The organism is Sulfitobacter sp. R18_1 (genome assembly GCF_017743915.1).
In the GTDB taxonomy this organism is placed as follows: domain Bacteria; phylum Pseudomonadota; class Alphaproteobacteria; order Rhodobacterales; family Rhodobacteraceae; genus Sulfitobacter; species Sulfitobacter faviae.
This window is the reverse complement of the sequence record NZ_JAGHRG010000011.1, coordinates 152136-171957: the sequence shown is the minus strand read 5'-3', so window position 1 is coordinate 171957 and position 19822 is coordinate 152136. Positions and strand designations below refer to the sequence as shown.

Sequence of the window (19822 nt, the reverse complement as noted above, 5' to 3'; positions counted from 1 at the left end):
CCGCTTATGTCGGGGATTGGAGGCGAGTACCGGAATCGAACCGGTGTACACGGATTTGCAATCCGCTGCGTAACCACTCCGCCAACTCGCCGACCGGTGGTTGGCGCACTGCTAACGGATCACGAAGGGGGCCGCAAGTCCCATATGCGCGCGAAAATGCGGTCAGGGCGTTGCCGCTGGCCCGGCAATGTGGCACATCACTCTTCAGACACCCTGAACGAATGAGTTTAGCTGATGAGTGATTTCGCCGCCCGCCGCGTAACCATGGTAGATACGCAGGTTCGTCCTTCGGATGTGACCAAGTTTCCAATCATCGACGCGATGCTGACCGTGCAGCGCGAAGACTTCGTGCCGGCGGCACAGCGCGAGGCTGCCTATCTGGGTGAAAACCTCGATCTGGGGCAGGACCGGGTGCTGCTCGACCCGCGGACATTGGCCAAGATGCTCGACCACCTCGACATCACCAATGAGGAACTCGTGCTCGATATCGGCTGCGCCATGGGCTATTCCAGCGCCGTGATCGCGCATATGGCCGAGGCCGTCGTCGCCGTTGAGGAAGACGAAGCCATGGCCGCCGAGGCGCAAGAGGCGCTGGCGCAGGCGGGTGCAGACAATGTGATCGTCCATGTCGCCTCGCTGACCGAAGGCGCGCCGCAGCATGGGCCCTATGATGTTGTCATCGTCCAAGGTGCGGTGGGTGAGCTGCCCGAAGCGCTGGTGGAACAGGTGAAAGAGGGCGGGCGGATCGCTTGTCTCTTTATGGATCGGGGTCTGGGCGAGGTGCGCGTGGGCTATAAACGCGGCGGTCAGGTGTCTTGGCGGCCCGAATTCAACGCCGGTGCGCCGGTGCTGCGTGGCTTTGAACGTCAGGCAGAATTCCAGCTGTAAGCGACAGGATGGCGCGCCGATCATACCGCGCGCCACTTCGCTTTCAGGGGAGGGGCTCCCGCCCCGATCGGCCTACGGGCCGGTCCAAAGGTCTAAAAAAGCCATTCAGGGGCATTGAGCCATGAGCGCGAACAGTTTCACGAAATCCCTCAAACGTTTTGCCATCGCCGTGCCGGTGAGCCTTGTCCTCGCCAGCGGCGCTGCCCTGCCGCGTGTGGCTACCGCCGAGACATTGGCCGATGCGCTGGTGGGGGCCTATGAGCATTCCGGTCTGCTGGAGCAGAACCGCGCGCTTTTGCGTGCCGCCGATGAGGATGTGGCCGCGGCGAAATCGGCGCTGAAACCCGTGTTGCGGTGGGCCGCCGGGCTGACGCAGAGCTTTGGCACTACGCGCAGTTCCTCTCTTCTGCCGGCGCAGTCGACGGAAAGCCTCAAGGCGTCGATCAGCCTGATTGGCGAACTGCTGCTCTATGATTTCGGCGCGAGCGCCTATCGGGTGGAGGCGGCGAAAGAGGCCGTTCTGGCCACCCGCCAGACTTTGGTCAACCTAGAGCAGCAGGTACTGCTGCGCGCGGTTGCGGCCTATATGGGCGTGATCGAAGCCTCGGAAACGGTTGAGCTGCGCAACAATAACCTGCGGCTGCTGACCCAAGAGCTGCGCGCCGCGCGGGATCGTTTCGACGTGGGCGAAGTTACCCGCACCGATGTGGCCTTGGCCGAAGCGCAGCTTGCCAATGCCCGCAGCGGGCTGGCGGGCGCCGAAGGCGTGCTGCTGCGCGCGGTCGAGGAATATCGCAATGCCGTGGGCCATGCCCCGGGCAACCTTAGCCAACCGCCGAGCCTGCCGAATGTCGGCGGCAATCTCGCCTCGGCCAAGGCTTTGGCCGTGCGCACTCACCCGTCGATCATCGCCGCACAGCATCAGGTGGCGGCGGCCGACCTCAGCGTCGAAGCCAATGAGGCGGCCATGGGCCCGCGGATCACGCTGAACGGGCAATATGGTCTGAACGAGACCTTTGACAGCGAAGCCTATACCCGCAGCGGCAGCGTCGGGGTCGAGGTCGGACAGACCATTTATCAGGGCGGGGCGCTGTCCTCGGCCGTGCGCAGCGCGATGGCGCAGCGGGACGCGCAGCGCGCGAACCTGCATGTGGTGCGCCAAGATGTCGAGCAGGAAGTGGGCAACGCCTATGCCTCACTGTCTTCGGCACGGGCGCAGTTGGAGGCTTCCGACCGCCAGATCCGCGCGGCGCGTATCGCCTTCCGCGGCGTCCGCGAGGAAGCCACACTCGGCGCGCGCACCACCTTGGACGTGCTGGATGCAGAGCAATCGCTGCTGGATGCGGAATCGACCCGCGTGTCGGCCCGCGCCAACCTCTATGTGGCGGCCTATTCCGTGCTGGCGGCCACGGGCCGTCTGACCGCGCAGGACTTGAAACTGCCGGTGCAGATCTATGACGCGGGGGCCTATTACAACCTTGTTAAGGACGCCCCTGCTAAATACTCGAAAGAGGGCCAAGCGCTGGATCGGGTGCTGCGCGCGCTGCAAAAAGACTGACATTTTGCACGGTCGTTTGGCATTTTGCACCGCCCCATTGTGAGAATCCTCCCACGCGGTTAAGCTATCCGCGAGGCAAGAGTGGTAGAGAAATATGTCCGAACCCGTCACAAACGCGGAGGTGGAAGACGTCCTGTCGTCGATTCGCCGATTGGTGTCCGAAGACAAGCGTCCCCTGCAAACGTCCAATCCTACGCCGGTTTCCAAGCCGGAGGCTGCCGATTCTGCAAATGACACCGGGGCCGCGTTCAAGAGCATGCGGGGCGCCGCATTGGGCGAGCCGACATCGGACAGCGTCACGTCCGAGGATTTCACCCCGCACCTGTCGCTGCGCACAGCCTCGGGCGGCATGGCGCGTCCCGCTTCTGACGAGGGCGTCGGTGAAACACCCAAAGCCACGCCGCAGCCGCTGAGCCTGACCCAAGCCATGCAGACCGAAGCGGAAGACAGTGTCGATGAGGCAGAGCGTCCATTCGTCTCGGCCCGTCACCCCGCGACCCCGCCTGCCGAGAAGGCTCCCGCGGCGTCGAGCGACCGTTTGGTGCTGACCCCCGCGCTCAGGGTCGCCACGTCCGATGGCGAGGATCGCCCAAAGGCCGCTGCCGTTGATCCGGCCAAGGTCTCGCCCTTGGACTATGACATGCTGCATGACGATCCGAGCGATCTGCATGCCGAAGACTATCGCACCCCCGCGTCTGAGACCGCGGATGAGGCCCGGGCCCGCGCCGTTTCCGACGCGGTGGCTAAGGCGACCGGGGCCAGCCGCAGTGACAAACTGGCGGCGCTTGAGACGGCCATCGGCAAGATCTCTGACGATTGGGATCCGGACGCGCCCGGCGATAATGACTATTCCGGCACCGAACCTCCGGCGATGGAGTGGAAAGACGATGCGGAGCTTGACGCGCCAGAGGCCCCGATTGCCGATACGGCGACTGTAGAGGCTGAGACGCCCGTCCCAAGCCGCCCGCAGCCCACGACACCGCAGCTCGAAGAGCAGGTGCGCCGTTTTGCTGACAGTGGCCCGCGTGTGGCCGATCCTGCCGCCACCGCGCCGGAATTCGACTATGCCGCCCCCGCGCAGGAGGCGGGCGGCGCGGGTGAGGATCAGTTCCTCGACGAGGAAGCACTGCGCGACATGGTGACCGAGATCGTCCGCGCCGAGCTTCAGGGTGCCTTGGGAGAGCGGATCACCCGCAATGTGCGCAAATTGGTCCGCCGCGAAATTCACCGCGCGCTGACGGCGCAAGACCTCGAATAGGCGAAGCGGCGGCACCCGCCGCCATGTCTGCCCCGCCAAGATGACGCTGCGCGACCCACTTCGCGCGGTCTTGCGCGATAGGCGCTGCCCGCTACATTGGGGGGCACCAGCGCGGAAGGATCACCGATGGAATTGACGGTTAACGGCACGGTCCACGAGGTTGACGTGGAAGACGACATGCCGCTGCTCTGGGTTTTGCGCGACGAGTTGGGGATCACCGGGCCGAAATATGGCTGCGGCATTGCGCAATGCGGTGCCTGCACGGTGCATGTCGATGGGCTGGCCGTGCGGTCTTGTCAATTGCGGGCGGCGGATGTGAACGGCGATGTCACCACCATCGAAGGCTTGGGCACGCCCGAAGCGCTGCATGTGGTGCAGGCGGCATGGGTGGAGCATCAGGTCGCGCAATGCGGTTACTGCCAATCGGGGCAGATCATGCAGGCGGCCTCTTTTCTGGAGCTGAACCCCGAGCCGACCGACGATCAGATCGACGCCGCGATGAGCGGGAACCTCTGCCGCTGCGGCACCTATCCGCGCATTCGCGCCGCTGTTCACAGCGCCGCCGCGCGGCTGCGGGGGGGCTGACATGTCGCGCCTGCGCACCATCACCCGCCGCAGTTTCATCGTTGGCTCCGCCGCCATTGCCGGGGGCGTGGCCTTTGGCACCTATCTGTACAAACGTGACCTGAAGAATCCGCTGCTCGAAGGCTTGCCGCCCGGTGCGGCGGCGATCACGCCCTACGTCAAGATTGATGCAAGTGGCGTCACCCTGATCACCCCGCGCGCCGATGTGGGGCAGGGGGCCTATTCGATCCAAGCCCATATGATCGCCGAGGAATTGGATGTCGACCTCGATACGGTGCAGATCACGCCCGGCCCGCCCTCGCCGGTCTATTACAACGGCGTGGTCGGGGTTGAGGCGATGCCGATTGCCGCGACCTCGGAAACGCTGCTGGCGCGGACCGGGCGCGGCGCCTCGGATGTGGCGGGAAAGCTGCTCGGCCTGCAATTGACCGGCGGCAGTTCGACCGTGCCGGATATGTACGACCGGCTGCGCATGGCCGGGGCCGTGGCCCGCGAAACCCTGCTGGCCGCCGCCGTGGCGCAAACCGGGCTGGAGCGGAGCCAACTCAAGACCGAGGCGGGCGCGGTGGTGCTGCCCGACGGCATGCGGCTGGCCTATCAAGACCTCGCCGCCGCCGCGGCGGAGATCGACCCGGTGACCGAGGTCACACTGCGCGACCCCGGCGCGTGGCGGCACCTTGGCAAGACGCAGATGCGCACCGATATCATGGCCAAATCCACTGGCACCCAGACCTATGGCATCGACATGGTGATGGAGGGGATGCTTCACGCCACGACCCGCACCAACCCGGCGCAGGGCGGGGCGATCATGGGCTTTGACGCGGGCCGCGCCGAAAAGATGCGCGGCGTGAAGGCGGTCTTGCCCATCACCGGCGGTGTCGCCGTGGTGGCTGACAATACGTGGCGGGCTTTTCAGGCCGCGCAGGCGGTGAAGTGTGACTGGGGCCCGTCGCCCTATATCGGCGACACGGCGGATCAATTCAAAGCCGTGGCGGCCTCCTTCACCGATGACCGGCAGGACAGCCGGTTTCGCGATGACGGTGATGTCACCGCAGCACTGGCCGATGGGGAGGTGTTGGAGGCCGAGTACCGCATCCCCTATCTGGCCCATGCCCCGCTGGAGCCGATGAGCGTGGTGGTGAAGCTGGAGAAGGCCCGCGTCGATATCTGGACCGGCACGCAAATCCCGCGTTTCATGCAGGCCAATGTGGCCGCGCTCACCGGGATCGACGCTGAGAATGTGCATATCCATGTGCTGATGTCAGGCGGCAGTTTCGGGCGGCGGCTTGAGGATGACTATACCCTGCGCGCCGTCGAAGTGGCGATGCAACTGCCCGGCACGCCGATCAAGATGGTCTGGTCGCGCGAGGAAGATTTCACCCATGACTTCCCCCGCCCGCTGGCTATGGCGCGGGCGCGTGGTAAGGTCTCGGACGGGCAGATCGCCGCCTATGATCTGGCCATCGCGGCACCTTCGACGGCGGAATCGCAGATGGCGCGGCTGAACCAGCCGGTTTTTGGCCCCGACATCGCCATCGTGGCGGGCGCGTGGGATCAGCCCTTCGCGATTCCCGATTACCGCGTCACCGGCCACCGGGTGCCGGCGATGGTGCCGGTCAGTTCGTGGCGGTCGGTCGGGGCGTCGGGCAATGGGTTTCTGCACGAAAGCTTCATGGATGAGATGTGCCATGCCGCAGGTGTCGATCCGTTGGAGGAACGGTTGCGGCTTTGCACCCATGCGCCCTCGCGCGGGGTGTTGGAGGCCGTGGGCGAGATGTCGGATTGGGGCGCGGACCTTGGGCCGGGGCGGGGCCGGGGGCTGGCGTTTTGCCTGTCCTTCGGCGTGCCGGTGGCCGAGGTGGTCGAGGTCAGCCAGACCGATGCGGGCCTCAAGATCGACCGCGTTTTCGTTGCCGCCGAAGTGGGCCGCGTGATGGACCCGGTGAACTTCGAGGCGCAACTCTCCGGCGCGGTGATCTGGGGTTTGGGCCATGCGATGAACTGCGAGCTTACCTATCGCGACGGGGTGCCGCAGCAGGATAACTATCACCTCTACGAAGGGCTGCGGCTGTACCAGACGCCCAAGATCGAGGTGCGTGGGCTAGAGAATGGCGGCAAGCTGCGCGGCATCGGTGAGCCGGGCGTGCCACCTGCCGCGCCTGCGCTGGCCAATGCGATCTTTGCCGCCACGGGTCAGCGTATCCGTGAACTCCCCCTCTCCAAATCCGTGGATTTCGCATGGAGTACCTCCTGACCTGTGCCGCGCTGATGCTGGCCGCCCCCGCAGTAGCGCAGGATGCGCCAGACCGGGCGGAGGGGCTGGCCGCGTGGGAGCGGATCTTTACCGTTACCGCGCATCCGCGCTGCACCAACTGCCATGTGGGCGATGAGGGGCAGCCGATGTGGCAGGCATTGGGCTATGGGCCGGAGGCGGTGCACGGCATGAATGTGCGCGCGGGCGAGAGCCGGATCGGGGCCGAGAGCATTCCTTGCGACGCCTGCCACGTCACCTCTGCCGCCGCGAACACGGTGCCCCATGCCCCACCGCATATCGACGATGCTTGGCGGCTGCCTCCGGTGGAATTGGCGTGGCTCGGCAAGACCTCGGCAGAGGTCTGCACCCAGTTGCGCGACCCTGAGACCAACGACGGGCATGACATCGCCTCATTGGTCGACCACCTGCAAAACTCGGCCTTCGTGAACTGGGGGTTCGCCCCCGGTGCGGGACGGTCGGTGCCCAAAGGGTCGCTTGATGCGCTGGTGCATGATGTGACGGTCTGGGGCGCTGCGGGCGCGCCCTGCGAAGGGGATCAGGGCTGATCGCTCATCGCCCGGGCCAGTCTGCGGATGCGCAACGCGCGGTTCAACTCTCCGCCAAAGATCAGCACCAGTGCCGCGAGATACATGAAGTAGAGCGCCGCGATAATCCCTGCCATACCTGCGTAATAGCTGGCATAGGTGCCAAAGCTGCGCAGGTAGGATGAAAACAGCATCGCCAGCACCGTCCAAGCGGCGGCGGTGGCCACAACCCCGGGCCAGATGTTGTTAAACCGCGTCCGCCGTGCGGGCAGGATCACATGGGCGGCAAAAAGCGCAACCAGCAGGATCGTCGCCGAGGCGGGAAAACGGACCAGCCCCACGGTGACCGAACGCGGATCGAAACCCGGCATCAACATATGCAGCCAAGACCCGGCCCGGGGGGCCAGCACCAACAGGTACCCCACGATCACGAGGATCAGGCTCGCCAGCAGCACCATGGCCACCTGCACCGCGTAGATCGTGAAGACCGACCGGGTCTCGCGCAGCCCATAGGCGCGGTTTAACCCCACGCGCACCCCATCGACTCCGCCCACGGCGAACCAAACGGTCAGCAGGATACCCACGCTCAGCAGATCGCCGCGCGGCACGGTCATGACCTTTTCCACCTCCGACACGATCGGCTCGATCAGGGCAGGGGGGACGATGGCGATCAGGAAGTGGATCAGGTCATCGGCCATCGACCGGTCGCCGACAAAGGCGGTGAGCGAACTGGTGAAAATCAGAAACGGAAAAATCGCCAGAAGCGCGCGAAAGGCCACGTTTCCGGCCATGCCGAAAGCATCATCGCTCCACAGCCGCAGCACCGCCTCGTGCAGGACGGCCCGCACCACCCGCAGCCCGGTGCCGTGAAACAGATCCTCGGGGTCCTCGCTGAGAACACCGTGGGTCATGACGACCTCGCGCTTTTGGTCTTGGGCCGGTCTGGCGTCCATTCCAATGCCTCGTTTTCATCCCGTGAGGCTAAGCTAGTGCCCCTTGGGCCGGGCTGCCACCTTGATGACCGGCCACAGGCGAGAGCAGGCTCATGTGATTGATCTTGCCAAAGGGGCATCGCTCCACTTGACGCTCAGGGAGCGATAAAATAGGAGAGGAGCCGTAGCGCGGGCGTTGTGTAATGGTAAGACCTCAGCCTTCCAAGCTGATGATACGGGTTCGATTCCCGTCGCCCGCTCCACTCTTTCCCCGAAGCTTTCGTGACCGCCGCCGCGCGGGATAGATGCGCCCGCCGCTGTCTGTCGGGGGCGGCAGATTGTCCTCATCGGGGCGGTCTTGCTTGACCCCGCCCAGCCCCCGCGCCATGACCGATGTGGAAAGACAAAGGAAAGCCCATGGCACGCACCCCAGCCCCCGCACCAAGCGCCAAAGACGAACGCGAAAAGTCGCGGCGGATCGGGGCTTTGGCGGCGCTGATGCCCTTCATGGCGCCCTATCGGTGGTTGATGGCCGCCGCCGGGGCGGCGCTGGTGCTGACCGCGATGATCTCGCTCACTTTGCCCTTGGCGGTGCGGCGGGTGATCGACAATTTCGGCACGGGGGAGAGCGAATTGCTCGACCTCTATTTCATCGCCGCGCTCTTGATCGCGGGGCTGCTCGCCCTTGGCACCGGGCTGCGCTATGCGCTGGTGACACGGCTGGGCGAACGGGTGGTGGCCGATATCCGGCGCGCGGTGTTCGACCGTGTCGTGGGCATGAGTCCGGCCTTTTATGAGCGTATCATGACCGGCGAAGTGCTCAGCCGGATCACCACCGACACGACGCTGATCCTCTCGGTGATCGGCTCCTCGGTTTCAATCGCGCTGCGCAACCTGCTGATCTTCGTGGGCGGCTTGGGGCTGATGCTGCTGACCTCGGCCAAATTGACCGGGCTGGTGCTGCTGATCGTGCCCGCCGTGGTGATCCCCATCCTGACGCTGGGCCGCCGCCTGCGGGTGCTGAGCCGCGAGAACCAAGATTGGATCGCGGCAAGTTCGGGCAACGCTTCTGAGACGTTGGGCGCGGTGCAAACGGTGCAGGCCTTTACCCATGAGGCCGCAAGCCGGGGCCAATTCGCGCAGATGACCGAAGCCTCTTTCGATGCCGCTCAGCGCCGGATCAAGACCCGCGCCGTGATGACGATGATCGTGATCTTTCTGGTCTTCGCGGGTGTGGTGGGCGTGCTGTGGATCGGCGCGCGTGACGTGCGGGCCGATGTGATGAGCGCGGGCGCGCTGGTGCAATTCGTGATCTATGCGGTCATGGTCGCGGGCGCGGTCGCCGCTCTGTCAGAGATCTGGGGCGAGTTGCAGCGCGCCGCAGGGGCCACGGAGCGGTTGATCGACCTGTTGCAAAGCGAGGACACGGTGCAAGACCCGGCGCCCGCAAGCCAGAGCAGCCTGCCGCAGCCTGTCGCGGGGCGGATCGCCTTTGAGAACGTGCAGTTCACCTATCCCGCGCGCCCCGATGTGGCGGCACTGGATGGCGTCGACCTTGAGATCAACCCCGGTGAGACGGTGGCCTTTGTCGGCCCCTCGGGCGCGGGGAAGACCACGATCATCCAGATGATCCTGCGCTTTTATGACCCGCAGTCGGGGCGGATCACCTTGGATGGGGTCGACCTGCGCGACGTGGCGCGGGACCACTTCCGCCGTTCGGTGGCGCTGGTGCCGCAAGACCCGGTGATCTTTGCCGCCACGGCGGCTGAGAACATCCGTTTCGGACGCCCCGATGCCAGTGACGCAGAGGTCGAGGAAGCCGCCCGCGCCGCCGCCGCGCATGACTTCATCACGGCGCTGCCCGATGGCTATGACAGTTATCTGGGTGAACGCGGCGTGATGCTGTCGGGCGGGCAGAAACAACGCATCGCCATCGCCCGCGCCATCCTGCGCGACGCGCCGGTGCTGCTGTTGGACGAGGCGACCTCGGCGCTGGATTCCGAGAGCGAAGGTCTGGTGCAGGCCGCCGTCGACCGGCTGAGCGCGGATCGCACGACGCTGATCGTGGCGCACCGTCTGGCCACCGTGAAAAAGGCCGACCGCATCGTGGTGATGGAGGCCGGGCGCATCGCGGCCATCGGGACCCATGCCGAATTGGTCGCAAGTGACGGGCTTTATGCGCGTCTGGCGCGTCTTCAGTTCACCGATGGGGCCGCCGCCGCGGCCTGAGCCGCCCTTGAACAGTGCAACCCCGGCGTTACGTCACCCTAGTGTGACGTTGCGTTTGTTGCCGCCGATTGCTTGCGAAACGGCGCGTTTCGCCGCAATCTGGCGCGAGGAGAATAAGCCGGAACACCGGCACAGGGGAGGAGACACCATGACATTCGCCGGGATCGAAGACCGCAATGCCATCGCGGCGGAAATGCCGTGGGAAGACCGCGACGTGGCCAAGACGCTTTATGGAATGCTGAGCAATACGGCCGCGAAATTCCCCAGCCACAACGCCGTCAGCTATCAGATATTCTCAGGCCCCAAAGACAAGGCCGAAACGCTGAGCTGGAAAGAGTTGCATGGCCGTGTGACGCAGGCCGCGAACCTGTTCCGCAGCCTTGGCGTGGGCGAGAAAGACGTGGTGGCCTATGTGCTGCCGAACTGTAACGAGACGACGATCACCCTGCTGGGCGGTGCCGTTGCCGGGATCGTGAACCCGATCAACCCGCTGCTCGACGCCGAACAGATCGGTGCCATCCTGCGCGAAGTGGGCGCTTCCGTTGTCGTCACCCTGCGGCCTTTCCCCAAAACCGATGTAGCACAAAAGACCGCCGAAGCGGTGCGGCTTGCGCCCAAGGTGCACACGGTGCTCGAAGTTGATCTGGTGCGCTATCTCACCCCGCCGAAAAGCTGGATCGTCCCGCTGGTGCGGCCCAAGGGGATGGCGAACAACCAAGCCAAATACCTCAACTTCAACGCGGAGATCGCGAAGCAAAACACCTCACTCAATTTCGAGGATGTGCAAGAGGATCGCGTTGCCTGCTATTTCCACACCGGCGGCACGACCGGGATGCCAAAGGTGGCGCAGCACAAGTATTCGGGGTTGATCTACAACGGTTGGCTGGGGCATCGGCTGTTGTTTAGCGAGCAGGACAATATCATGTGTCCGCTGCCGCTGTTCCACGTCTTTGCCTGCCATGTGATCCTGATGGCTGCCGTCTCGTCGGGCGCGCATGTGGTCTTTCCAACGCCGCAGGGCTATCGCGGGGATGGTGTCTTTGACAACTTCTGGAAGCTGGTCGAGCGGTGGAAGATCACCTTTATCATCACCGTGCCGACGGCGATTTCGGCCAAGATGCAGCGCCCAATCGATGCGGATGTCAGCACGGTGAAAACCGCCTTCTCCGGCTCCGCCCCGCTGCCGCTGGAACTCTTCCGCCGGTTTGAGAAGGCCACGGGCGTCACGCTGGTCGAAGGCTATGGCCTGACCGAGGCGACCTGCCTTGTCTCTTGCAACCCGACGGACGGCATCAAGAAGGTCGGCTCCATCGGTATCGCCTTCCCCTATTCGGACGTGCGGATCATCAAGGGCACCGTCGACGGGCCGATCGACGCGGAGACGGATGAGATTGGCGAGATCTGCGTCTCGAACCCCGGCGTCTTTTCGGGCCATACCTATGTCGAGGAAGACAAGAACATAGACCTCTTCTACCACGGCAAATACCTGCGCACCGGCGATCTGGGCCGGATCGACAGCGATGGCTATATCTGGATCACGGGCCGCGCCAAAGACCTGATCATTCGCGGCGGCCACAACATTGACCCCGCCGAGATCGAAGAGGCGCTGCTGGGCCATGAGGCCGTCGCCTTTGCGGGTGCCATCGGCCAGCCCGACCCCCACGCGGGCGAGGTGCCCTGCGCCTTTGTCGAACTCGTTGAGGGTGCCAATGTCACCGAAGAGGAACTGCTGGCCTATGCGCGTGAGCATGTTGCCGAACGCGCAGCCCAGCCCAAGCACCTCAAGATCATGGACGAGCTGCCCAAGACGGCTGTCGGCAAGATCTTCAAACCCGATTTGCGCAAGGACGCGATCACGCGGGTCTATAACGGCAGCCTTGAAATGGCGGGCTGTGCCGCGCGGGTAACCGAGGTGGTGGACGACAAGAAGCGCGGGTTGGTGGCGCAGGTCACGATGAACGACGCGACCCATGACGAGGTGTCAAAGGTACTCAGCGTCTACACGCGCCCTTGGGAACCGGTCAGCTAAACGACTCACGCAAGGAAGGGCAGCACGCCGCCGCCCGTCCCCAAATCCCCTGATTGCAGCCCCGCTGCGTTGCGCCGATGCACATTTCCTGTGTATCGGCGCAAAAATTTTAGGCTGTTTACCTGTAGTTAGCCCCCGGCCTTTCGTTTCGGGCATAGCGCCTATGCAAATTCTGCGGGTTCAAAATAGGGTCAGAGCGTACTACTTCTGCATTGCAGCATTGATAATGCACTTGCAGCATTCTGAAAGGAGTTGCGCTTATGACGATGGCAATCTCACGTGGCACTACCCTGAGCTCCGCGCTCGATGGGCTTCATCACAGCGTTGACGGCATGCGCCGTCGCGTGGCCCAGATCAAAGCCCGGCGCGCAGCTTACAACCGAACTTTCACAGAACTCAACGTACTGAGCGATCGCGAACTGTCCGATATCGGCATCGCACGGTGCGAGATCCGGCGTGTGGCGTCGGAAGAACTTTCAAAGGAACAGACCTATGAAGTATGACAACACCCTATCCGCCCCCCACGGTTTCTCCCTGCGTGATGCATCCGCTCCGGTTCTCGGTGCGCTCGGCACCGCTGCGGGCAAAGTCGGCAACCTGCTGGCGCGTGGCGTCACCCAGATGCAGATCTCGCGGATGCAAGCCGTCCTCAACAGCATGAGCGACGCGCAGCTTGAGCGTGCGGGCATCGACCGCAACCAAATTCCCCAGCACGCCCAAGCGCTGGTGACCGAAGAATACGACGGTCTCTAAGCCACTGCGCTTTTAGACCTTCAGCCATCAATGTCGCGCCTTACGCGCTGCATTGTCAGGTGCCGGACCCCGCTCCTTCCCGGGTTGATCTGACACCGCATATTAACGGTCCTCCTCCTCCCGGACCCGTTATACCGGCCGGCAAGCTTACCTCCTCCCAAGCTTGCCGGCCCATGCTTTCCAATGAATTATCAGGGCGCTGCGCTATCGAGCCAGAGGGTCACCGGCCCATCGTTGACCAGCGCCACGGCCATATCCGCGCCGAACTGTCCGGTCTGCACGGGGATCTCGAGCCCGGCGAGGCTGCGGGCGAAATGGGAATAGAGCGCCTCGGCCATCTCGGGCTTCGCTGCGCCGGAAAAGCCGGGGCGGTTGCCGCGCGCGGTATCGGCGGCGAGGGTGAATTGGCTCACCACCAAAGCGCTGCCGCCGGTCTGGGCAAGGCTCAGGTTCATCTTGCCGCCGTCATCCTTGAACAGCCGCAGTTTGGAGATCTTCAAGGCCAGTTTCTCGGCGGTTTCTTCGATGTCCTCGGGCATGGCGCAGACGAGGATCAGCAGGCCGGGGCCGATCTCTCCGATAACCTCACCCTCAACCGTGACCGAAGCCTCGGTCACCCGTTGCAGCAATGCGCGCATGTCAGTCTTTCCAATCGATGATGTCAGAAGGGGCGGCCCGCTCGGTGCGAAAGGCGTTCGCGGGGTGCGTCTCATCGGCATAGCCGAAGGAGATCGCGCAGAGCACCAGCCGATCTTCGGGTAACGCCAGCGTCTCGCGTACCAAGGGCGCATAGGCGGCAATGGCGGCTTGCGGGATGCTGGCCACGCCAAGCGCCGTCGCGGCGAGGGTGAAGGCGGTGACGAAGCCGCCGCAGTCCATCGCGCCATAGGGGCCAAGCTCGGCCGGGGCGGTCACGATGGCCACATGCGGCGCGTCGAAAAGCGCGTAGTTGCGCAGCATCTGCGCCTGACGCGCGGCGCGGTCGGATTTGGCGATGCCCACCGCGTCGTAAAGCTGGAAGCCACAGGTGCGGCGGCGTTCGGCATAGGCGCCGGAGTAGCCCGTGGGCCATGGCAGGTCCGGCGCGACCGGGGTGTCGGCGCTGGCGGCTTCCAGGAGGGCTGCGCGAAAGGCATCGGTGCCCGCGCCGCGCGTAATGGTCACCTGCCATGGCTGCGCATTGCACCACGAGGGCACATGGCGCGCGGCGCTGACGATCTGAGTGATGCTCTCTTTGGGGACGGGATCGGGCCGAAAGGCGCGGCAGGAATAGCGCGCCTGCAAGAGGTCGGTGAACTGCTCGTAGCTCTGGGTCATTGCTGGGCCATGAAATAGCCGACGATGGCGGCGGCGATCAGCCCCAGCACCACGGCAAAGGTGATTTTGACGGCGGAATAGGGGCGTTCGCCCTGCACCTTGCCGGAATGGCCGTTCACCACGAAACGGTAGGTCTTGCCGCGGTATTTATAGGCAGCGAGCCAGACCGGCAGCAGGATATGCTTGAAGGTCACATCGCTGACTTGGGTATTGATGTCATGCACCCGCTGGCGGTCGCCGCCGATGTCGAACTTCACGTCCCGCTCGATCACCCGGTCCATATGGGCGCGGGCCTGAACAAAGCCTTCCTCCAGCGTAATGCCGTAAGCCTCGGCCCGGAAACCGGCGAGGTATTCGGGCGCATAGGGCTCCAGCGCGGAGAGGTCCCAAGGGTGCAGCGCGTCGGTGTGTTTCTTGGGCAGCGACCGGGAGGCCAGCACCAGCACATCGTCAAAGAAGCGTGCCACCCGCCCCGAAGCGGCCCGCCAGCGGATTTTCGGCACCTGCTGCTGCACCCGCTTGCCATCGCGCATGACGGTACGGGTGACGTAATAGACGGTTCCACGCTCCCCGCGATAACTAGAGGCGGTCTGTGCGTCATAGGTCCAGAAGGGCACATAGATGCCCTGCATCCGGCGGCCCTTGCGGGCATATTGTTGCAGCCCGTTGGGGGCGAACCAAAGGCTTCCGAGCCAGTCTTTCATCGCGTCGCGGGCGCGCTCTTCGGGCAGGGCGAAGGGCAGCACGGCGCGCGGTTTGATATGGCGGTTGGTGCCGGTGTCGATCACCACGGGCGTCGCGCAGAAAGGGCATTCGGCGGCGTGTTTGCCGGGCTCGAATTCCACCTGCGCCGCGCAGTTGGGGCAGGTGGTGACGCGGGTTTCTTCCATCTCGGCTGCGGGCAGGGCGGCCTGCAATCCGGCGCGAAAGTCCTGTTCGGCGATGGCATGGGCGTGGCGACCGCTGCCGTCGATCGGTTCCACATTGCCGCAGTGATCGCAGATCAGCACCGCCTGCGCCGGGTCAAAGCGCATGTCCGACCCGCAGGTGTCACAGGGGAAACGGTGCTCTTCAAGCGGGGCGGCGGGGGGCAGATCGGTGGCGGACATAAGGGGTGCTTTGCAAGGTCAATCGCGGCGGAGCGGATGGGGGTGGCCCGTGGACCTGAGAGGCCACGGGCGGGGCGCGCGCGAAGGGCGTGGGCCCACGCGCCTGCGGATCAGGCCGGGGGCGGCGGCGGTGGCGGGGGCATCACGGTGAAAAGCTGCGCCAATTCGGCCACATCCTCGGCCCGCTGCCAGCCATCTTGGCCCGGCGTCCAAACCAGAGAATCGCGGGTAAGGCTGCCCTCACTCGCCTTGCGCCCCATGGCGGCCTTGGAAAACGGGCCTGAGGTCGCGCCGTCCTTAGCGATATGCCAGACCTTTTCGACCGGCGGCGGGGGCGGCGGCACCGGTGCGGCGGCGGTGGGGGCAGGGCGCGCGCCCCAGGGGCCAGCCTGCGCGGTGGCGGCTTGGGCCATGCTCATCCCCAGCCCCGCGCCGAGGCCCGTTTGCATCGCGGCCCCGCCCGCACCTTCGCGGCCAAGCGCCTCAGCCGCTTGGAATTGCATGTATTCGTTGAGGTTGCCGACCACGCCCATCGAAGTGCGCTTGTCCATCACCGCCTCGACCGCGGGCGGGAGGGAGATGTTTTCGATGTAAAGCTCGGGCATCGCCAGCCCGTATTCCGCAATCTGGGCGGCGATATCCTTGCCCACCAACTGCCCCAACTCGCGCGTGTTGGCGGCCATGTCGAGCACCGGAATGCCGGAGGAGGCAAGCGTGCGCGAGAAAGCCTGAACAATGATGTTGCGGATCTGGAACGAGATTTCGTCCATGGTGAACTCACCATCGGTGCCGACAATCTCGGTCAGGAATTTCGCGGGGTCGCTCACCCGCACCGAATAGGTGCCATAGGCGCGCAGGCGCACGGGGCCAAACTCTGGGTCGCGGGCGATGATCGGGTTCTTGGTGCCCCATTTCAGGTCGTTGAAGCGGGTCGTATTGACGAAATAGATCTCGGATTTGAACGGGCTGCGAAAGCCGTGATCCCAGTGCTGCAGGGTCGTCATGATCGGCATGTTGTTGGTCTCAAGCATATAGAGACCGGGGGTGAAGACATCCGCCAACTGCCCCTCATGCACAAAAACCGCCGCTTGCCCCTCACGCACTGTCAGCTTGGCGCCGTATTTGATCTCATGGCCCTCACGCTCGAACCGCCAAACCATCGTGTCGCGGGTGTCATCGGTCCAATGGATGACGTCGATGAACTGGCCAGAAAGGAAATCGAAAATGCCCATGGAGATGGTCCTTATTCTTTCGTCGTAATGCTGCGTTACACCGGCCCGTCCGTCAACTCGCGCGCGATGATCCGGGTGATCGGGTTGACCTGCTCTGCCGTCATGCCGGGGCGCAGGCGCCGGTCGTAGAGCATCTTGAGCAGGAGTTCGTCATGTTTGGTGAGCAGGGCGAATTCGTCGTCGTCATTGAAGATCGACGGTCGCGCGGCGGGGCTGTCATTGGCAAGGCCCAAGCCCTGCGCCAATTCCTCGTGAATGCAGGAAAGCCGCAGCAATTCGGGGTTTTCCGAGCGGATCACGGCCACGGCGGCGGTATAGACATTGGGGTTGTCCCCCGCGGCATAGGCGGCCACGGCGCAATAGGTGTCGCGGCGCATGTTGCGCATGGCCCGGAGTGAGGATTTGCTGACGCCCGCGACCTCTTCCGCCGCTTGGGCCAGTGCATCGACCCGGTCATCTTCCGAGGCCACGACCACCATGAAATTCGGCCTGTCGCCGATCGAGACCGAATGCCCGGTCACCCGCCCCAAACGGCGGGCGAAGGCACTGATCTTGGCGGTGTCGGACCGGCGCTGCGAGGGCGGCACGCTGTCGCCAAAGATGATTTGCATCCGCACCGGCGCATCCCAACGGCGCAGCGGGCTGGCACCGCCTTGGCCTGAGAAATTGCCGTCATATTCGTTATATAGCGCGATCTGCTCGAAATTGCGCGCCAGCATTTCGCTGGTAAAGGGCGTGTCCTCCCCGCCCCCGTCTTGGCGCAGCAGATCTTGGCCCAACTGCGCCTTTTCGACCTGATGCAGATAGCTGCGCAGCATGGCGCTTTTCTGCGAGGTCGGTTTCGCCACCGCCGCCGGGGAAGGGGTGGCGGCGGCAGGGCGGGCCTGCGGTTTGGCGACCTTTTGCAAGACGGGCGCAGGCTCGGCGCAGGCCAAGAGCAGCGTGCTCAGCGCCAGCGTCCCTGCGGCGCGCAGATTTCTGCGCAGACGTCCTTGCATGGCCTGTTCCCTCACGTCGGTCTTAGCTTGGCACCGCGTTGCCGGTGGTGTCGCCCAACCCCGTTTCGCGGGCCTTGGCGGCGGCGAGCGTGTCGCGCAGGCGGCCTTCCATCTCCTGCAACTCTTTCTCGGCATTGGCGCGTTTCGCCTTGCCCTCATCCGCGATTTGCAGGGATTCCTCAATGGTGCCGATCAGGTCTTCATTGGCCTGTTTCACCGCCTCGATGTCGAAGACGCCGCGCTCCATCTCCTGACGGATCACCTTGTTGCTGTCGCGCAGGTTCTTCGCGTTGGAGGTGAGCAATTCATTGGTCAGGTCATTGGCCTCGCGTACCGCATTGGCCGCCTCACCGCTGCGCTGGATGGTGACAGCCTGCGCCAATTGCGTCTCCCACAGGGGCACGGTGTTGACCAAGGTCGAGTTGATCTTGGTCACAAGGCTCTTGTCATTCTCCTGCACCAGACGGATCGAGGGCAGCGACTGCATGGTGACCTGCCGCGTCAGTTTCAGGTCATGCACCCGACGCTCCAGATCATCGCGGGCGGCACGCAGATCGCGCAGCTCCTGCGCGCGCATCACCTGATCGTCCTCGCCCGCCTTATCCAGCGCGGTCTGTTTGGCGGGGATGGTCTTGTGATCCAACTCTTCGATCTTGGCCTCCCCAGCAGAGATATAGAGCGCCAGTTCGTCGTAGAATTGCAGCGTCTTTTCATAGAGCAGGTCGAGCGATTTGATGTCTTTCAACAGCGTATGCTCATGCGCCAGCAGGTTGTCGGTGATCCGGTCGATCTGGCTTTGCACCTCTTCGAACCGAGCGGTGAACTTGGCAAAGGGCGTGGCACGGCCCAGCAGTTTCTCCCACCAGCTTTGCTTGCGCCGCACGTCCAATTCCGAGACCGAGAAGCCGCGGATCGCGCTGACCATGGTGCGCAGGCTGTCGCCCGCGGGGCCGACATCCTTGTTACGCACATCCGCCAGCATGGATTGGCTGATCTCTTGCAACTCGGCCTGCGCGGCAGAGCCGAAACTGACGATGGACTGCGTGTCGGTCACGTCGATCTCGGCCATGCGCTTTTGGATTTCCGCGCTCTGTTCGGGATCGGCTTTGTTCAGCGGCACGATGGCATTGGCATCCGCCGGTTCGGGCAAGACGGTTGCGTTCACTTCTTCCACCAACCCTTGCGATTGGGCAGCTTTGTCACGGAGGGCATCGGTCATCACTGATCTTCCTTAGTATTTGCAGGGGTGGGTTGTTCCAGTCGGACCCCCTCACGAGAGAGGCGCGCCCGCAGCACGTCGATTTCCACGTTTAGATCGCTGCGGTCGTCCAGCAGCGATTTGGCCGTGCGCGCGGCAAAGTTCTGATCTAGATCGTCCAGCAAGGTGAGGTAGTCATCGCGTGCTTGGGTGTCTTGGTTGCGGGCATAGAGGTCGGCGAATTTCACCGTCGCATCATGCGCCCCGCGCAGATAGACGACAAGGTATTTGCGAGCGGCGGTCAAGTCGCGGGGGTCTTCCTCGACGGTGCGGATCAAATGGCGGGCGGTTTCTTGAAACTCTGTCAGCCGCGCTTCGGCGCGGCGGTCGCCCGCGCGCAGGATCGCTTGGCTCATGCCCGAGAGCAGTTTTTCGGCCTCATCCACCACGCGGGCGACGCGGTCTTGCTGGAAGGTGTCGATGCCTTCCATGCCCTTATTCTGTAACGGGTCGATGCCGAAGGCGGCGAGGTGCAACGCAGTGGCGGCGATGCCATAGAGCAGGGCCGCGGCGAGACTGGGATCGTTGCTATAAGCGGCGAGGGCCGCGCCCGCACCGGCCAAGAGGGCCGCGAGGATCTTGCGCGGTAGGACGGGGCGGCGGGCGACTTTGCGCTCGTGGTATTCCGCCTCGGCCAGCAAGCCATCGCGCAGAAGCCAGACGCCCGAGGCCAGCAGGAACGCGCCGCCGAGGCCAAGAACCAGCGTGCCCGCCCCGCCGATGAGCGAGGTTGCTGCGAGCAGGACCGGGGGGAGGAACATCAGGTTCACCCGACCGCCCGCCGGATCGACGCGCAGGCGCGCGGTCTTGCGCGGGGCGCTGCCGGGGTTGGCGTCGGGATCGGGGCTATATTTGCCGCCAAAGCGCTGCGCCATAG

18 protein-coding genes and 2 tRNA genes are annotated in these 19822 nt (G+C 64.3%); 11 read left to right on the top strand and 9 right to left on the bottom strand.

What is annotated here, in order from left to right; all coding sequences use genetic code 11:
• Positions 1–17: 17 nt before the first annotated feature.
• Positions 18–91 (bottom strand) — tRNA-Cys (locus J7392_RS19990).
• 143 nt (positions 92–234) lie between these two features.
• On the opposite strand from J7392_RS19990, the gene J7392_RS19985 reads away from it, so the two are divergent.
• The 6 genes from J7392_RS19985 (at position 235) to J7392_RS19960 (ending at position 7109) form a co-directional block, all read left to right on the top strand.
• Positions 235–888: a methyltransferase domain-containing protein gene (locus J7392_RS19985; protein ID WP_209219094.1), complete on the top strand. Its 654-nt coding sequence runs from the start codon at positions 235–237 to the stop codon at positions 886–888.
• Between the two features lie 121 nt (positions 889–1009).
• A complete protein-coding gene (locus J7392_RS19980) occupies positions 1010–2446 on the top strand; it encodes a TolC family outer membrane protein (protein ID WP_209219093.1) in 1437 nt (478 codons plus the stop codon).
• Positions 2447–2540: 94 nt separating this feature from the next.
• Positions 2541–3704: a hypothetical protein gene (locus J7392_RS19975; RefSeq protein ID WP_209219092.1), complete on the top strand. Its 1164-nt coding sequence runs from the start codon at positions 2541–2543 to the stop codon at positions 3702–3704.
• Between the two features lie 126 nt (positions 3705–3830).
• A complete protein-coding gene (locus J7392_RS19970) occupies positions 3831–4289 on the top strand; it encodes a (2Fe-2S)-binding protein (RefSeq protein WP_209219091.1) in 459 nt (152 codons plus the stop codon).
• Between the two features lies 1 nt (position 4290).
• Positions 4291–6543 carry a molybdopterin cofactor-binding domain-containing protein gene (locus tag J7392_RS19965; protein ID WP_209219090.1) on the top strand — a complete coding sequence of 751 codons (2253 nt, stop codon included), beginning with the start codon at positions 4291–4293 and terminating at the stop codon, positions 6541–6543.
• Entirely contained in the window at positions 6528–7109 is a 582-nt protein-coding gene (locus J7392_RS19960) for a hypothetical protein (protein WP_209219089.1), read from the top strand. Before J7392_RS19965 ends, J7392_RS19960 begins: the two co-directional genes overlap by 16 nt.
• Here the strand turns inward: J7392_RS19960 and J7392_RS19955 are convergent.
• Positions 7100–8041 (bottom strand): YihY/virulence factor BrkB family protein, encoded by a 942-nt coding sequence (locus J7392_RS19955; protein ID WP_209219088.1) that lies wholly within the window; start codon positions 8039–8041, stop codon positions 7100–7102. The two genes, J7392_RS19960 and J7392_RS19955, sit on opposite strands and share 10 nt — an antisense overlap.
• Positions 8042–8209: 168 nt before the next feature.
• Between J7392_RS19955 and J7392_RS19950 the strand changes: the two genes are divergently transcribed.
• From J7392_RS19950 to J7392_RS19930, 5 genes are all read left to right on the top strand, one after another.
• A tRNA-Gly gene (locus J7392_RS19950) sits at positions 8210–8283 on the top strand.
• Between the two features lie 154 nt (positions 8284–8437).
• A complete protein-coding gene (locus tag J7392_RS19945) occupies positions 8438–10249 on the top strand; it encodes an ABC transporter transmembrane domain-containing protein (RefSeq protein ID WP_209219087.1) in 1812 nt (603 codons plus the stop codon).
• 148 nt (positions 10250–10397) lie between these two features.
• The gene (locus J7392_RS19940; RefSeq protein WP_209219086.1) at positions 10398–12278 is read left to right on the top strand and encodes an acyl-CoA synthetase; all 1881 of its coding nucleotides are present in this window, start codon (positions 10398–10400) and stop codon (positions 12276–12278) included.
• A 260-nt stretch (positions 12279–12538) separates the two neighbouring features.
• On the top strand, positions 12539–12781 hold the full coding sequence (locus J7392_RS19935) for a DUF1127 domain-containing protein (RefSeq protein WP_067267708.1): 243 nt from the start codon (positions 12539–12541) through the stop codon (positions 12779–12781).
• Positions 12771–13031 carry a hypothetical protein gene (locus J7392_RS19930; RefSeq protein WP_209219085.1) on the top strand — a complete coding sequence of 87 codons (261 nt, stop codon included), beginning with the start codon at positions 12771–12773 and terminating at the stop codon, positions 13029–13031. The genes J7392_RS19935 and J7392_RS19930 overlap by 11 nt, the downstream gene beginning before the upstream one ends.
• A 191-nt stretch (positions 13032–13222) precedes the next feature.
• Here J7392_RS19930 and dtd read toward each other — a convergent pair whose 3' ends face one another.
• The 7 genes from dtd to J7392_RS19895 form a co-directional block, all read right to left on the bottom strand.
• Complete coding sequence (dtd, locus tag J7392_RS19925; protein ID WP_209219084.1) at positions 13223–13669, bottom strand: D-aminoacyl-tRNA deacylase; 447 nt, start codon at positions 13667–13669, stop codon at positions 13223–13225.
• Position 13670: 1 nt separating this feature from the next.
• Positions 13671–14348 (bottom strand): nitroreductase, encoded by a 678-nt coding sequence (locus tag J7392_RS19920; protein ID WP_209219083.1) that lies wholly within the window; start codon positions 14346–14348, stop codon positions 13671–13673.
• Positions 14345–15457: a TFIIB-type zinc finger domain-containing protein gene (locus J7392_RS19915; protein WP_209219082.1), complete on the bottom strand. Its 1113-nt coding sequence runs from the start codon at positions 15455–15457 to the stop codon at positions 14345–14347. Before J7392_RS19915 ends, J7392_RS19920 begins: the two co-directional genes overlap by 4 nt.
• Positions 15458–15567: 110 nt before the next feature.
• Positions 15568–16689, bottom strand: a complete 1122-nt coding sequence (locus J7392_RS19910; protein WP_209219081.1) for an SPFH domain-containing protein — start codon at positions 16687–16689, stop codon at positions 15568–15570.
• 35 nt (positions 16690–16724) lie between these two features.
• Positions 16725–17687, bottom strand: a complete 963-nt coding sequence (locus tag J7392_RS19905) for a DUF2927 domain-containing protein (protein WP_209219080.1) — start codon at positions 17685–17687, stop codon at positions 16725–16727.
• A 22-nt stretch (positions 17688–17709) separates the two neighbouring features.
• The gene (locus J7392_RS19900; protein ID WP_209219079.1) at positions 17710–18906 is read right to left on the bottom strand and encodes a toxic anion resistance protein; all 1197 of its coding nucleotides are present in this window, start codon (positions 18904–18906) and stop codon (positions 17710–17712) included.
• The gene (locus J7392_RS19895; protein WP_209219078.1) at positions 18906–19820 is read right to left on the bottom strand and encodes a 5-bromo-4-chloroindolyl phosphate hydrolysis family protein; all 915 of its coding nucleotides are present in this window, start codon (positions 19818–19820) and stop codon (positions 18906–18908) included. The genes J7392_RS19900 and J7392_RS19895 overlap by 1 nt, the downstream gene beginning before the upstream one ends.
• Between the last annotated feature and the right edge of the window lie 2 nt (positions 19821–19822).

What these genes read in the sequence shown, in the direction of transcription:
- J7392_RS19985 (WP_209219094.1), top strand. Translation starts at nt 235, where the DNA reads ATGAGTGATTTCGCCGCCCGCCGCGTAACCATGGTAGATACGCAGGTT.
- J7392_RS19980 (WP_209219093.1), top strand. Translation starts at nt 1,010, where the DNA reads ATGAGCGCGAACAGTTTCACGAAATCCCTCAAACGTTTTGCCATCGCC.
- J7392_RS19975 (WP_209219092.1), top strand. Translation starts at nt 2,541, where the DNA reads ATGTCCGAACCCGTCACAAACGCGGAGGTGGAAGACGTCCTGTCGTCG.
- J7392_RS19970 (WP_209219091.1), top strand. Translation starts at nt 3,831, where the DNA reads ATGGAATTGACGGTTAACGGCACGGTCCACGAGGTTGACGTGGAAGAC.
- J7392_RS19965 (WP_209219090.1), top strand. Translation starts at nt 4,291, where the DNA reads ATGTCGCGCCTGCGCACCATCACCCGCCGCAGTTTCATCGTTGGCTCC.
- J7392_RS19960 (WP_209219089.1), top strand. Translation starts at nt 6,528, where the DNA reads ATGGAGTACCTCCTGACCTGTGCCGCGCTGATGCTGGCCGCCCCCGCA.
- J7392_RS19955 (WP_209219088.1), bottom strand. Translation starts at nt 8,041, where the DNA reads ATGGACGCCAGACCGGCCCAAGACCAAAAGCGCGAGGTCGTCATGACC.
- J7392_RS19945 (WP_209219087.1), top strand. Translation starts at nt 8,438, where the DNA reads ATGGCACGCACCCCAGCCCCCGCACCAAGCGCCAAAGACGAACGCGAA.
- J7392_RS19940 (WP_209219086.1), top strand. Translation starts at nt 10,398, where the DNA reads ATGACATTCGCCGGGATCGAAGACCGCAATGCCATCGCGGCGGAAATG.
- J7392_RS19935 (WP_067267708.1), top strand. Translation starts at nt 12,539, where the DNA reads ATGACGATGGCAATCTCACGTGGCACTACCCTGAGCTCCGCGCTCGAT.
- J7392_RS19930 (WP_209219085.1), top strand. Translation starts at nt 12,771, where the DNA reads ATGAAGTATGACAACACCCTATCCGCCCCCCACGGTTTCTCCCTGCGT.
- dtd (WP_209219084.1), bottom strand. Translation starts at nt 13,669, where the DNA reads ATGCGCGCATTGCTGCAACGGGTGACCGAGGCTTCGGTCACGGTTGAG.
- J7392_RS19920 (WP_209219083.1), bottom strand. Translation starts at nt 14,348, where the DNA reads ATGACCCAGAGCTACGAGCAGTTCACCGACCTCTTGCAGGCGCGCTAT.
- J7392_RS19915 (WP_209219082.1), bottom strand. Translation starts at nt 15,457, where the DNA reads ATGTCCGCCACCGATCTGCCCCCCGCCGCCCCGCTTGAAGAGCACCGT.
- J7392_RS19910 (WP_209219081.1), bottom strand. Translation starts at nt 16,689, where the DNA reads ATGGGCATTTTCGATTTCCTTTCTGGCCAGTTCATCGACGTCATCCAT.
- J7392_RS19905 (WP_209219080.1), bottom strand. Translation starts at nt 17,687, where the DNA reads ATGCAAGGACGTCTGCGCAGAAATCTGCGCGCCGCAGGGACGCTGGCG.
- J7392_RS19900 (WP_209219079.1), bottom strand. Translation starts at nt 18,906, where the DNA reads ATGACCGATGCCCTCCGTGACAAAGCTGCCCAATCGCAAGGGTTGGTG.
- J7392_RS19895 (WP_209219078.1), bottom strand. Translation starts at nt 19,820, where the DNA reads ATGGCGCAGCGCTTTGGCGGCAAATATAGCCCCGATCCCGACGCCAAC.